Below are 13,640 nucleotides of genomic sequence, written 5' to 3' on the forward strand. Positions count from 1 at the left end.
CAAAGGTAGTAATTATTCCTGTTGTTGGTCTTCCAATGTGCCATTTTCTACGGATGCACCCTTTTCCTGCATTTCTCGTTTTATTAAGGCAGTCCAATATTGCTGCACTACATAGGAATTCTTTATCTTTTGACATTTTTCCAGCCACTTCTTGGCAAGATCAATATTACCCATCATTTCACAGGCAAGCGCGATATTAAAAGTTGCCGCATACACGTCATTTTTTTCGGGAGATGTCAAGAAAGTTTGCATTAACGATATAACTTCTTTCCACTTAAAATCTTGCACTAATTGGCTAACTTTCTGAAACTTTAAATCTGGAACGGTAAGATAATATCTGTACTGCTCTTGCCAAAATGGTAGTATGGAAAAACCAATCTTTTGGGCAACTCGATATGAAACATCATTAGATATTATAGAGTCAAGTTCCGATCGTGAAACTTTTTCATATTGGTCGTAATATAAGGAATCTTTATCGAGTAGTTCTCTCTCTAACACCCCCTCTTTAGCATTGTAGACATGCCACAACGACGCATAAACTACTTTATAGGAAGTAGGAGTTTCTCTTTCAATAAGAGTTCGTAATAGAGAAAGTACTACGATATACTTAGGCTTTTCCAACTGCGAAAAACTTTTTATTTCTTCTGAGGTGAGGAGTTCTGGATCACTTTCTGAGATTGGGTGATAGTTAACCCGCACGTAACTCTGCGAGAATGTCCCTAACGATTGAAAATACGCCTTAAAATTTTCTATGGTATTAACAACCTGAAGAGAATCATCTACAAATGCTGACTTTTGCTTGTTTACCAGCCTGCTTTTTAAACGATAGTTGGCAACAAGTACAATACGCTCGTCATCCTTCAGCGATATCCGCTCGGCACTTGGTATAAGAACATCAACATTTACAGTTTTGGTTGTTACAGCACATGAGGATGCTGTAAATATCAAAAACAAATAAGCAATAATTTTTCGCATAGCGATTTTTATAGTAGAATTGGTGCCCCTAATATAGCAGAAAAAAGCCACCCCTATCCAAGGAGTGGCAAAAAAATGAACAGATAAAATTCTACTAAATATTCATACCTCCACATACGGTCAGAACCTGACCTGTAACATACGATGAAAGATCGGATGCAAAGAAAACGCACGCGTTAGCAACATCTTCAGGAGTACCTCCACGACGAAGTGGAATCTTTGAAGCCCACTCTGCTTTTACATCATCAGGAAGTTGATCGGTCATCTCTGTCATGATAAAACCTGGAGCAATTGCATTATGACGAATATTACGCATACCCATTTCCTTTGCTGCTGATTGGGTAAAACCTATAATACCAGCCTTTGATGCAGCGTAGTTACATTGGTTTGCATTTCCAGAAACGCCTACTACCGAACTCATATTTATAACGCTACCATTGCCCTGTTTCCACATAACTGGCTGAACAGCTTTGGTAAAGTTAAATACCGATTTTAGGTTTACTGCAATAACAGCATCCCATTGGGCTTCGGTCATACGTTTTAGTGCACCGTCTTTGGTAATACCAGCATTGTTTACCAAAATATCTACGCGTCCAAAATCTTTTACAATCTCATCTACAACACGGTGGGTGTCTTCAAAGTTGGCAGCATTTGATGCGTATCCTTTAACCTTAACACCCAATGCGGCGATCTCTTTTTCTGTAGCCTGAGCAGCTTCGTTATACTCAAGGTCAGTAAAAGCGACATTGCAACCTTCGGCTGCAAAACGTAGCGCAATTGCTTTACCAATACCTCGTGCTGCCCCTGTAATGATGGCTACTTTCCCTGCTAATAAATTCATTGAAATTGAAATTAATTAGGTTTATGACTGTGAGCAAATGTACAAAAAATATCTCTTCACGAAAAAATGTTAGGAGAGCCACGGATAATAAAAGAATGTTGATATTTTTGTTTCAGCAAAAGCGTCCTTTTTCTAAAGTAATTCATTTTGTAATGAAAATAAGACTGAATATCCGCTGGAAGCTCATTCTAGGCATTTTGGCTGTTGTGTTTTTGGCTTACTCTATAAGCATTTATGAGCAAATCAAAGGGCTTAACACGCTTAAAAGCAGATATGCTGAGGAAATTGCACTTCGTGTTGGTAAGGATTACTCCTTGAAGATGCAAAATGAGATCAACTCAAAACTGTTGGAAACCTCTAATCTGGCAAAACAGATAGGTATGCAACTTACTAATCCAGAAGGGGAAAGACCCAATGCCATAAAGACAATTCTTAATTCTGTAGCAGATGCAAATCCTAACCTAACATCGGTTTGGGCATCTGTAGAGTTACGAAATATGAGTTCGTCATACACAAAGGATTACGGACGAGTTCGATTTACCTACTTTAGAGAAAATGGCGTTTTAAAGTACATGCAGGACACTGTAGAACTGGATGGTGACAACAAAACATCGTTATACTATAACTGTAAGGTAAAAAAGGCTGATCTTCTTTCTGATCCCTACTGGTTTAGCTACAACAAGAAGGATAGTATACTTGAAACAAGCATTGGAACCCCATTACTTGAAGGATCTCGTTTTCTAGGAATTGTAGGTTTCGACATCTCATTGGAGGCCTTCCAAACTATGGTAGATAGCATAAGGCCTATTAAAGGAGCACGATCGTTTGTACTTTCGTCCAATGGATCTGTAATTGCCGCCAACGACTCTAAACTTAGAGGAAAGAAGCTTCAAGACGTTTACAACGAAGCATCTGAAGCGCTCTTAACTGAAAAAATTGCTCAAAATAAGCCTTTTGGCTTTGAGGTAAAGATTGGAGAACCATACCACTATGCTGTTCTACCTGTGAACTATAAATCAGCAAAAACCAGCTGGGCATTTGGATTTGCAGTACCCTCGCGCGAGCTGCTAGGAAGCGCAGACAACACAACCGATAAGCTCTGGCTATTAGCCATCATTTCTATGCTGGTAATCATGGGTGTTATTTGGTATATCTCCTTCAAAATCACGAAACCTCTTTACCGAGTAAATAGAGCGCTAAAGAATCTTGCAGAAGGTAAAATTGACGAATCGAGCAAGATAAAAGTTGATACGAATGATGAGCTTCACGATATTGCAATTTCTACAAACGAGCTTATTGATAGCATGATGCGAACCGTAGAGTTTACAACTGAAGTGGGGAAAGGCAATACAAATATCGACTTTAAGCCAAGAAACGAAAACGACGTATTGGGCATCTCTCTCCTCAATATGAAACAAAACCTTGATGAAGCAAAAAGGCTGGAGGCAATAAGAAAAGTAGAAGATGAAAAAATAAGCTGGGCCACTCATGGCGTTGCCCTTTTTGGAGAGTTGCTCAGACACCAAGAAACTAACCTTGAGGATTTCTCTTACCATATAATCAGCAATTTAATCGAGTACATTAAGGCCGATGTTGGGGGATTATTCTTGATTAATGATCATGAGAATGGCGAGCGTACCATAGACCTCATGGCATGCTACGCATATGACAGACGCAAGTATGAAGAAAGACGCCTATTAATTGGAGAGGGGCTTGTGGGACGATGCGTTCAGGAAAATGAGACAATATTTATAACTGATGTTCCTAAATCGTACCTTACCATAGGTTCCGGATTGGGAGAAGATAGGCCATCTTGTATCCTAATAGTACCTCTAAAGCTCAACGATGAAGTATATGGAGTATTAGAGTTGGCCTCATTTGAGGTATTCGAAAAGCACGTTATTGATTTTGTAGAGAAAATTGGAGTTACCATAGCATCGACTATTTCTACTACACGTATCAACATTAAAACGCAACAGCTCCTAGAAGCTTCGAAGTTCCAAGCCGAAGAGCTTTCGGCTCAGGAAGAGGAAATGCGCCAAAACATGGAAGAGCTGCTTGCAACTCAAGAAGAGGCGGCCAGAAAATCAAAAGAAATTGAGAATCTGCTCGAATCGCTAGGAACCGCAAGCTACATTATAGAGTACGATATAGAAGGGTACGTAATTGTAGCAAACGATTCCATTCTAAATCTGTTAGGAATGCGACGTGAAAACCTTATAGGCTTGAACATTCGCGAAATAGACAGCTATGCAAATAAGCATTTCAACGAATTCTGGAATAGCATAAAGAGAGGAATTCCTGCCAAAGTTAAATCGGAGCTTACGGGAGTTAATACATCAGCAATTCTTTACGAAACCTTCATCCCTATTGCTGATGAAGATGATAAGGTTTACAAGGTTATGCTAATAGGCCAAAACCTTGATGAGTTTGTAAGCCTTTCGGAAAAGAACGTAACAACCTCTTTGAACTAAACCAAAGTTACCTATATTTAAAGGCCTAATGTATAGTTACATTAGGCCTTTTTCTTGATGTTCCTATTTTCTGTTGGATAATGAAAATTAATATTTTACTTGCAATTGGAGTTTTGCTGGTTGGATGCAGAGATAAAGAAGCACCCCTACCCGCCTTATGTACAACAATTGGCAATGCAGAATTCGACGATTTTGTTTACACAAATAACGGCTATCTTCTTACCTTCAAAAACTACAGCAAAAATGCGAAAAACTTTATGCTTTCTTTAAAGGCAGGAGAGAGTAAACAACCTTTGCAGCCCGTATTCCCATTATCGCTACGCGATTCATTGTTTTCTTCCAACTTGATCTACACCCTCGTAGGGAAAGAAGGCGAAAGCTGGATGCTTTTTGATAAAACATCTCAAAAGAAGGATTCCCCCAAACGGTATAAGCTCATAAAGTATGATCTGCTGAGCAGAACAACGCTTAAAACCTACTTTATTCTCCCTATTAGAGGTCGAAGTTTTTCTAATGTATCCGAGCTACAAATTGATGAAGGCAAGGAGATGATGTTTTACATCGATAATGAAAAGAATGACTTTGTATCAATTAATATGGTTGATGGTACAATGAAATCCTTTTCTTTTTCGGGAGTTGCAACAACCAACCCTATTCTTTCGGCCATGAATTTGGGAAAGAAGGATTCTTCTATACATAATATAACTTTCAAAATGGCGCTAAATAGCAGCCAATCTATCCTTTATATAGTTGACACAAATGAAGGAAGTTTATATTCAGTTAAAGAAGAATATCTTATAAATAAACATTTTTACAGCCAGGACATTCAATCTCAAATAAGCCTAAAAGAAAGCGGTTTAGAAGAAATAGTAGACATTGATTTCGACAATAAATCAAGGCCCTTAATTGCCACAAAAAGCTCTATTTACCTTGTTCGGAACAGCGACAAGACATCAATCATTAAAAATTTTAAGTATGGTGACATAACCGCGATCTCCTATACTCATAATAGAATATATTTTAGTGCAAAATCAAACAAGTACAACATCTACTATATTGATTTAGTGAAGTAAACACCCAACTTTACCATAATAAAAGAGCGGCTCATTTTTTGAGCCGCTCTTTTATTATTACTTTTCGTATTATTCTACTTCGACAACCCTATCTTTTTTAAGATTTCAGCAGGAATAGCGCTCTTGTGAACCATAATGTTCATAGTTTTATACTGAACAAATGGACGAGAAGCGTAGAAGTATCCTTTATATACATTGTCTGTATTCCAAGAATTCTTAATAATGTAGAATTTCTCTCCACGTTGGTCTTTAGCAATACCTTCTATAACCATACCATGATCATCAGTTGTTTGATAGTTGTCAAAAGCCTCCTGACGCATCTTTTGTGTAATGGTTTGTTCAACAACAGGACGGTCAAGGTTGTAGAACATAGACTCTCTTTCTTTTGGAGTAAGTTCAGTCCACTTTGCCTTTTCAGAGTTATTAAGAACAGCTACATCAGTTTGAGGTATTACTGCAACTCCCTTGTTGTACTGGAATCCTTTTTCGCTAACGTCGGCCCCCCAAGCTACAGAGTAACCATTATTAATGGCATTATCTATAACCTGCTCCATATCTTCCATTGGAATGTTATAGGATTCTTCCCAAAGCCAGTTGTCTGGAATTTCGAGGACAAATTTGCTATAGAAAGGATGATGAGTGTATGAGGTAAACGAAACATAATCGTCTGAGTTAATACCTAGGCTCTTGGCAAAAGACTCAGGAGTATACTCAACCCCTTTGTAGGTAAACTTTTCTGGTTTAGGACCTAGATAAGCATCAAGAATGCCATCAAACCCTTTTTTCCAAGCTGTAGACAGCTTTTTATTGGGGTTCTTTACGATTACGTCAACATACGCCTTTGTTAATGCATCTAGTTCTCCATGAACATGCTTTGGTTCTCCATACTGAAGACCAGGGTAAGCTTCTTCGGGGATAAAGCCGAAGTTATTCATAACCCAGAAGATATCGAAGGTTCCACCGCCACCTCCAAAGTTGAAGTTTCCTTGCAAACGCACAAACTTTTCGGCCTTTCCAGCATAGCAGTTTCTTACCAACCACATTTCCGACAAGTCGAACTCTCCCTTACCCAAACGAAGCAGCTCATTTTCAACAAACCCTAATCCTGAAAAGCTCCAGCAGGTTCCCGAACGAAATTGATCCTTCACAGGAGTTCCAGGAACTTGCTTAACCACTGTAAACTTGTATCCTTCAGGTTTAGCTTCTTCCTTTTTTTTGTCCTTCTGCGCATTTGCTCCAAGAGCAAAAAGTGCAGCGACAGCAAGCACAACTAATTTTTTCATTGACAATTGTTATTTAAATTATAGAGTTTAGATGCAGCAAATGCCGTAACCTTGTGCATCACTACTAAAATTAACACACCTTTTTAGCTTATATCCTAAACAGGCTTATTGCTACTTATAAAGAACCTTGAATTCGGTTCTTCTATTCTTAGCCTTATTCTCAATACTATCATTTGGAGCTATGGGGTTCGATGAACCATAACCAACTGCACGCAGCCTATTTTTATCGATACCTTTAGCAACCAAGTACTGTACAACTTCTTTTGCTCTATTTGAGCTCAATACATTATTAAACACCTGCGATCCCGAACTGTCTGTATGCCCTGAAATTTCAATCCATAGCGTTGGGTTACTGTTAAGCAGCTTGATTAAGGTATTTAGCTCAACTTCCGACTCCGGTCTAAGCATGTAGGAGTTCACCTCAAAGTAGATATTGCGCAGAACGGTTGTACTTCCAACACTTATTGGCTCCAACTCTACCTTAATTTCCAATGGATTTTGGAGAGTTTTGGTAGAATCGAGCATGAAGCTTTGCGAATTAAACAGATACCCCTTTTTGGTAACCTGAAGAGCGTAACTGGTTGCTGCAGGAAGAGAGGTAAAGAAAGATCCATTGTCGGGATCAGAACTACTTACAAATTCATCCTTCCCTGTCTTTAGATTGGCTAGGATGATTTCTGCGGCAAGAGGTTTCTTCGTTTTTGCATCAACTACCGAGCCTTTTAAGTACGATGTTACCTGGGGTTTTAACGCCTCAGACATTTCGAAAAAGTAGATGTCTAATCCTTTTCCTTCTTCTCTATTCGAGGCAATAAAGGTATTTCTGGTATCAGCCGAAACTACTATTCCTTGCTCTTCGCCATGTGTATTAACAGGATAACCTAGATTTACAGGCGTTGTCCATTCACCATTGGCATCTAGCCTCGACATAAAGAGATCTAGCCCGCCAAGTCCATCATGACCATCTGAGGCAAAATATAGCGTTTGTCCATCAAAGTGAATGAAGGGAGCAACATCGTTTTTAGACGTATTTATCTTTGGACCAAGATTCCTAACCTCAATCCACTCTCCGGTTTCCATATCCCGAATTGCAACATATAGGTCGTAGCCTCCATAGCCACCTCCCCTATTGCTTGTAAAGAACAGGTAACGACCGTCTGCGCTTATAGAAGGCTGCTTATCCGAAGATAACGGAGAATTTACAGGCGTTGGCAACTTTTCCGGATTGCCCCATATTCCATCCTTAAGCTTAGAATAGTAGATATTACATTCGTTGATGCACATTGTAAAGAACATTCCTTTTCCATCTGCAGTAAGCGATTGGGCGCCTTCATTTGCTGCTGTGTTTATTGATCCAGCAAGAGGTGCGGCTTTACACCAACCTCCAAGACTATCCTTTTTTGAAACAAAAAAATCTTCCTGAAAGATATGTGAGCTATCTAATCTGGGAATATTGCTCGTTTTAACAAAGACATTTCCATCTCCCGATATGCTAGGCCAGTAGTCGTCAAACTTTGAGTTAATGCTATCACCCATATTTTGGGGAACAAAGCTAACGGGTTTGCTCTTAAGCTCTCTTGCCACCTGTGCCTTACCCAAGTTTTCGTCAACCTTACTCCGTTGGTTAGGGAATTTCGCTATAAAAAAGTTGAAACATTCAATAGACTTATCGTATTGCCCATCGCGGAGATAAAGCTTACCAAGAATTGATGCTAGCGAAGGATGCAGGGTTGGATTAAGGCGAAAGGCCTTTTCTCCATAGTATATGGCTCTTTTCTCGTATAGTTTTTCTACTGATGCCTGCATGGCCAACAGGTATGCCTCAGTAAATGCTGTGTCCTCGTCTATCGTTTTATCAATTTTATCAAAAAAATCCTCGTATTGACGAGATTTAAATAGCTCTAAGGCCTCTTGATATGCCTTTACGGCCCGTTTATTCTTCGAAGAATAATCTTCGCCAACAGCACTTTGACACAGCAAAGAAACAAATAGTAGAATGAAGGCTGATTTAAAAATGTGTCCCATTACACCCTTAATAAAAGACCTATCTCAAAAAGGTTGAGATAGGTCTTCGAATGTAGCTAGTTTATTGATCTTCACAAAATCACTTTCTAAAAATGCGCGATTCGTCTGCTTTCCGAGCCTTTGCTACAGCATCTTCAGGAATAAACGTCCATGAGCTCAACGGCTTGTAATCGAGTATTCCGGTTTTTATCAGGTCCATCATAATTAGGTAGCGCATATCCTTGGTTGTGCTTGTAACCAGCCGTTTGCCAATCTCCGATGGTTGAATTTTAGCTCCAAGGGTAAGGTGTCCACCACCGCCATTTCCACGGTAGCTGCTCATGGCTACCTTGTACATTTTACCCAAATCGAATGGAGTGCCATCGGCCATTGAAAATATGGTAATTTTACTTCCAGCAGGCTTTGTAATATCCACCTGATACCTAATACCCGCTCCAGAATCAAAATTGTAGTACTGATTTTTCAGCTTTCCCTTTTCGTTAAGCAGAAGCATACCATCGTCAAAGGTATCGCTGCTCTTTACCCATAAGCCATAGGAGTATTCGAGGTAGTCCTTTACCTCCTGCCCTGTCAGGTTAAGCACGTAAAGAAGGTTTTCGTACTTGTAAAGGCTAAACATATCGCCAACGGTGATTTCGCCAGCAGGGATATTCGCATTTAAGGTTAGCGGCGAAGCAAAGCTGATGTCGGCATCGGTAACCTTTAGCATATTACGATGAATCAGGTCTACAAATGAGGAGCTGCCAAAAAAGGCATCGGCAGAGGCAATTGGCTCATCGAGCGTACCTATTTTCTTCGAAGAAAAATCTTTAACCTTATCAAAATCATTTTTGAACTGTTCTTCAAAAGTTTTTTCGGCAGGGAATGGCCGAACATCAACAACGCTACCGCTTACCTGCTTGCTTTTGCCCTGAAAAACGATGCTTAGAACGCCTACATTACGGGCAAAAGCGGATGGATTAAGAACCTGAACGGAATCGCCAAAGTCGGTTGCCACCTTCTTGTTGAAGATTTCGTGGTCGTGCCCGCATAGTATGGCATCAAACCCTTTAACTCGCTTTGCAACAAGCATGGCCGCATTCTCATTCTTGTAGGTATTCTCGTTTTGGTTGTTGTAGTTAAAGTTTACGCCGGAGTGCAGCATGCCCACGATGGCATCAGGCTTTTCCTTCTTCTGAATCACATCAACCCAATACTTGGCGCTTTCGACCATATCGTTAAACGTCATTCCTCTCCAGATATCCTCGGGAAGCCAAGACGGAATTGCAGGTGTAATGAGCCCAAGCACTGCAACCCTTTTGCCATCTACCTTAAATACCCTATACGGCTCGAAGTAGGGTTTTCCCGAAGGCGTAACGGCATTTGCGGCTAGCCATGCAAGCTTCGACTGTTGACGAACTCTGTCGTACACCGGATGCCCGGGTTCGAGATCATGGTTGCCTACGGTTAGGGCATTATACCCCATATAGCTCATAACCCTTGCCTGGAGGTGCTGGCTTACCGTGTCTACAAAGTTGTAGAAGTAAACCGTTGGCTGCCCCTGCAGCATATCGCCGTTATCGAGGAGCAGCAAATTAGGATGCTGCTTTCGCTGCTCCTTTACATAGCTGTATACCTGTGCAAGGCTACCGGGCCGGGCCTTTTGCTCGATAAAATCGTAGGGGAAGATGGCGCCATGCACATCAGTGGTAAAAACGATCTTAACCTCCTTACCCTTTGATGCAAGCATTGAAAGCGGCATTGCAAAAAGCAATACCAGCAAAAGGGCCTTTATTGTTGAGATTCTGACTTTCATGTAGCAGTGAGACTTTAAAAATTGTACGTAAATAGATTTTGAATAGCCTGTAAATATAGCAACGATTACTTTTCGCGGTATTAGTTGAACCTTATCTTTTTTGCTTAGCCTCTAATGGTTTCGGGGTTGTAGCGCTCGTTTGGGTTGATGGCATCGCCGATTCGCCCGTACAGCCCCTCCTATTAGGTTCGGGACCTAATCGAATACGTCCGAAATCCCGGCGTTGGGGTCAGCTATCGGTCCGTCGGGGTTAAACGTCGATCCGTTTAGGTTCATCGACGGTTCGGTGGGGTTAATCGTCGATCCGTTTCGGTCAATCGGAGGTTTGTTTCGATCAAACGACGATATTTTTCGGTTCGGAAGCCAAACGGAACAGTATGGGATCGCGACGAACCATTCCGGAACCCAAACCTCGCGTCTCGGAACCGAAACGGCGCGATAAAAGACCTAAACGGATCTATAAAATGGCGAAAAGCTTCGTCGGCGAACCTATCGGTCGGGCTCAGCCATCGGAAGCAAGCGCCTCCGAACCGAATCGTTCCGGCAAAACGTCGGTTGCTACCGCCTCGGCGACGCTCCGGATCGGCTTTGGGACGCCTCTCCGAGACTCGGCAGCCCAACGGTGCGCCTCCGAAACGCAATATTCGTGCCTCGAGGCCAATATTAGATGAGCTCCACCTTCCTCTGGAATAAATAAAGCTCCACCAACAGTAGTAGGCTGTTGGTGGAGCTTGTATACCTTGATCAATCGTCACTACGGTTCTAGGGCTTCATCCGAGGGTTCCTGCATTTCCCTATTGTTTTGGTGGATGCGATACTTCGTTATCAGCAGAGCAACTACAAAGTAAACAACCATCAGCATAGCTAGAAACGCCAGCTCACTTGATACCTGAGCCAGCGATGCCCCCATCGTATTCAATCGTAAATAGCCCTGAATTGCCATTGTACTAGGGATTAGCAGGGATAGCTTCTGCAGTAGTAACGGCATTTCGTTTGCAGGCCACGAGAATCCGCTTAGGAAGATAAACGGAATAGAGGTGAAGAACATAAATATCAGCGAATTTTCGCGCTTCTTAAACAGGGTCGCAATAGCAATACCTAGAAATATGACCGCAAATAGGTAGGGCATTAAGAAGATAAATACCTCTAAAGGATTCCCCTTTTGCGGTAGGTCAAAGAGCTTATAAACGATCACCAGCATAAAGAAGATGTTGAACAGGTGCAGCGTTATGAACGCAAAAGCCTTACCCAACAATGCCGAAATGGCATGACGAGGATCAACATCTCCATCCACGTAGAAGTACTTGCGCTTCTTCTCCCGCAGCGTACCTCCAAGCATCCCGATGCCGAGCAGCAGCGTTTGCTGAAGGATCATCAGGATAACTCCTGGCATCGCATACGAGGCGTAACCCGAAGCCGGATTATACAGGTAGCTGGTTGTTACGGATACCGGCTGGCTTTGCGCTACTGCCTTATACTTGTCATTCCCCTTTTGCATCAGCCTCCCGATCTCAATTTTAGCGCTCATTGTACCCGACACCTGAGCAGCTCCCGATAAAATCTGCTTGTATACCATAAAGAAGGTAGCATCGGCATAGGCCGTAATTGCAGCCTGCTCTCCCCTATAGATCTTTCGCTCGAAATCCTCGGGGATTACGATAACGCCATGAACTTTATCGTCGTAAAATAGCGCCTTTGCCTCCTTAAAGTTCTGCGTATGGTAGGTTATATTCATTTGAGGCGTAGCATCGAGCATGCGTACCACATCTCTACTTGACTTGGTACCATTTAAGTCGACAACCGCCACCGAGATATCGTTTACCACCTCGCGCGAATAGGAGTACGTATATATTAAGGAGTAGAATATTGATGCTCCAAATAGAATGAAGAGCACCCCCGAGTCCTTAAGCAGCAGCTTTAGCTCGTATAGGTAGGTATTCGAAAATACCTCGTACGACTTTTTTAATCTGTTTAGTGCCATGCTATACTCCTCCCCAGTATTTCGTATACATCATGTGCTTCTGCAGCTTGGGCAATAGCAAAAGCGGGAAAAGAATAAACAGCCCCAGCATTCCTAAAGGAAAGAGCGCGGTGTAAATTGGAGCTCCACGTAATCCTTGGCTTATATAGATGTCGAGGTATTGCGTAAATGGGAAAAACTGCCCCAGAATAGCAATAACAGACGGCATGCCAATAAACGGAAAGGTTAAGCCCGAAAACGTAAATGCACATATGGCATAAGCACTCGACATCGAAAGCGACAACCTAAGGTTGCTTATCAGGCATGTAATAAAGATGCCAACACCTTGATAGGCTAGAACAAAGAATAGGTTCGATAGAATAAGGATTAGCCTGCTACCGCGAAGGGGCACCCCTATAAATCGGTAGAGCAGCGTACTCATAAAAAGGCTAATAATAAAGAAGATCACCGAATATGGTATCATCTTGCCGGTTATCGCGCTTATAACATCAAATCCCGATGCTTTTAGCCACTCTCTTGCCGTTCCATCCTTCATCTCGACGTTTACAGCATAGACTGATGCTGTAATAATAAACATCTGAAGCATAACAGGAAGTAATGCGGTAAGAAGGTAGTATGCATAGCTCCCGAAAGGATTATAGAGCATCTTCTTTTCCAGAACAACTGGCATAACCTGTGCCACGGCAAGCTTAGCGCTCTCCCCCTTCTTCATCCTTCCCTGCAAGTCGACGCCTGCATTGAGCGTTGCAAGTGCCGTACGGATATCCCTGTCCAGCAAGCCGCCCTTAAGGATGTTTAGGTTATTAACGTAGAGCGCTATTTTAGTAGGATTACCTCTATAAATGTCCCTTTCGAAATCCTTTGAAATTAGAACAAAGGCGCTGATTTTTCCACGCATCATCAGCTCTTTGCCCTCGTTAAAGCTGGTTACACGGTAGCATGCATCAACCGAAGGCGTTGCATTTACCATACGTGCAGCCTTTCGCGACATTACCGAGGCATCAGCATCGCATACCGCAATAGGTATCTTATGGGGGACTCCATTTTTGAAAATCTCGGTGAAAAGGAAGAAGCATGCCAAAGGGAATACGATCAGCACAAAAAGGTAGATCGAACTCGACGACATCCGCCTGAGCTCCCGTAAAAGCACGCAAAGAATTCCTTCTCGCATCGAATGCTTTATTTTATTGCGC

The 13,640-nt window shown here is 41.8% G+C and carries 9 protein-coding genes; 2 read left to right on the forward strand and 7 right to left on the reverse strand.

Translation table 11 applies throughout. The annotated features are described in order from the left end of the window. Positions 1–12 precede the first annotated feature (12 nt). Together CLV25_RS14320 and fabG are read right to left on the reverse strand one after the other, a co-directional pair. Positions 13–975, reverse strand: coding sequence for a DUF6340 family protein (locus CLV25_RS14320; protein WP_131840350.1), 963 nt, complete (start codon positions 973–975; stop codon positions 13–15). A 94-nt stretch (positions 976–1,069) separates the two neighbouring features. Continuing rightward, positions 1,070–1,816, reverse strand: a complete 747-nt coding sequence (gene fabG / locus CLV25_RS14325; RefSeq protein ID WP_131840351.1) for a 3-oxoacyl-[acyl-carrier-protein] reductase — start codon at positions 1,814–1,816, stop codon at positions 1,070–1,072. Positions 1,817–1,968: 152 nt separating this feature from the next. On the opposite strand from fabG, the gene CLV25_RS14330 reads away from it, so the two are divergent. Together CLV25_RS14330 and CLV25_RS14335 are read left to right on the forward strand one after the other, a co-directional pair. Further along, on the forward strand, positions 1,969–4,290 hold the full coding sequence (locus CLV25_RS14330; protein WP_165877095.1) for a GAF domain-containing protein: 2,322 nt from the start codon (positions 1,969–1,971) through the stop codon (positions 4,288–4,290). An 80-nt stretch (positions 4,291–4,370) separates the two neighbouring features. Then, positions 4,371–5,363 (forward strand): hypothetical protein, encoded by a 993-nt coding sequence (locus CLV25_RS14335; protein WP_131840353.1) that lies wholly within the window; start codon positions 4,371–4,373, stop codon positions 5,361–5,363. 74 nt (positions 5,364–5,437) lie between these two features. Here the strand turns inward: CLV25_RS14335 and CLV25_RS14340 are convergent, their stop codons facing one another. The 5 genes from CLV25_RS14340 to CLV25_RS14360 all read right to left on the reverse strand — a co-directional run bounded on the left by CLV25_RS14340 (position 5,438) and on the right by CLV25_RS14360 (position 13,618). Continuing rightward, complete coding sequence (locus tag CLV25_RS14340; protein ID WP_131840354.1) at positions 5,438–6,646, reverse strand: C1 family peptidase; 1,209 nt, start codon at positions 6,644–6,646, stop codon at positions 5,438–5,440. Positions 6,647–6,757: 111 nt separating this feature from the next. After that, positions 6,758–8,671 (reverse strand): OmpA family protein, encoded by a 1,914-nt coding sequence (locus tag CLV25_RS14345; RefSeq protein WP_131840355.1) that lies wholly within the window; start codon positions 8,669–8,671, stop codon positions 6,758–6,760. Between the two features lie 79 nt (positions 8,672–8,750). Further along, positions 8,751–10,466: a bifunctional metallophosphatase/5'-nucleotidase gene (locus CLV25_RS14350; protein WP_243649643.1), complete on the reverse strand. Its 1,716-nt coding sequence runs from the start codon at positions 10,464–10,466 to the stop codon at positions 8,751–8,753. A 754-nt stretch (positions 10,467–11,220) separates the two neighbouring features. Beyond that, positions 11,221–12,447 (reverse strand): ABC transporter permease, encoded by a 1,227-nt coding sequence (locus CLV25_RS14355; protein WP_131840356.1) that lies wholly within the window; start codon positions 12,445–12,447, stop codon positions 11,221–11,223. A gap of 1 nt (position 12,448) precedes the next feature. Beyond that, positions 12,449–13,618 (reverse strand): ABC transporter permease, encoded by a 1,170-nt coding sequence (locus tag CLV25_RS14360; RefSeq protein WP_165877096.1) that lies wholly within the window; start codon positions 13,616–13,618, stop codon positions 12,449–12,451. Between the last annotated feature and the right edge of the window lie 22 nt (positions 13,619–13,640).

The organism is Acetobacteroides hydrogenigenes, from assembly GCF_004340205.1.
Classification (GTDB): Bacteria; Bacteroidota; Bacteroidia; order Bacteroidales; family ZOR0009; genus Acetobacteroides; species Acetobacteroides hydrogenigenes.

Excerpts from the sequence above, each read along its gene's own strand:
- CLV25_RS14360 (WP_165877096.1), bottom strand. The coding sequence starts at position 13,618 with ATGCGAGAAGGAATTCTTTGCGTGCTTTTACGGGAGCTCAGGCGGATG.
- fabG (WP_131840351.1), bottom strand. The coding sequence starts at position 1,816 with ATGAATTTATTAGCAGGGAAAGTAGCCATCATTACAGGGGCAGCACGA.
- CLV25_RS14320 (WP_131840350.1), bottom strand. The coding sequence starts at position 975 with ATGCGAAAAATTATTGCTTATTTGTTTTTGATATTTACAGCATCCTCA.
- CLV25_RS14345 (WP_131840355.1), bottom strand. The coding sequence starts at position 8,671 with ATGGGACACATTTTTAAATCAGCCTTCATTCTACTATTTGTTTCTTTG.
- CLV25_RS14330 (WP_165877095.1), top strand. The coding sequence starts at position 1,969 with ATGAAAATAAGACTGAATATCCGCTGGAAGCTCATTCTAGGCATTTTG.
- CLV25_RS14355 (WP_131840356.1), bottom strand. The coding sequence starts at position 12,447 with ATGGCACTAAACAGATTAAAAAAGTCGTACGAGGTATTTTCGAATACC.
- CLV25_RS14335 (WP_131840353.1), top strand. The coding sequence starts at position 4,371 with ATGAAAATTAATATTTTACTTGCAATTGGAGTTTTGCTGGTTGGATGC.
- CLV25_RS14350 (WP_243649643.1), bottom strand. The coding sequence starts at position 10,466 with ATGAAAGTCAGAATCTCAACAATAAAGGCCCTTTTGCTGGTATTGCTT.
- CLV25_RS14340 (WP_131840354.1), bottom strand. The coding sequence starts at position 6,646 with ATGAAAAAATTAGTTGTGCTTGCTGTCGCTGCACTTTTTGCTCTTGGA.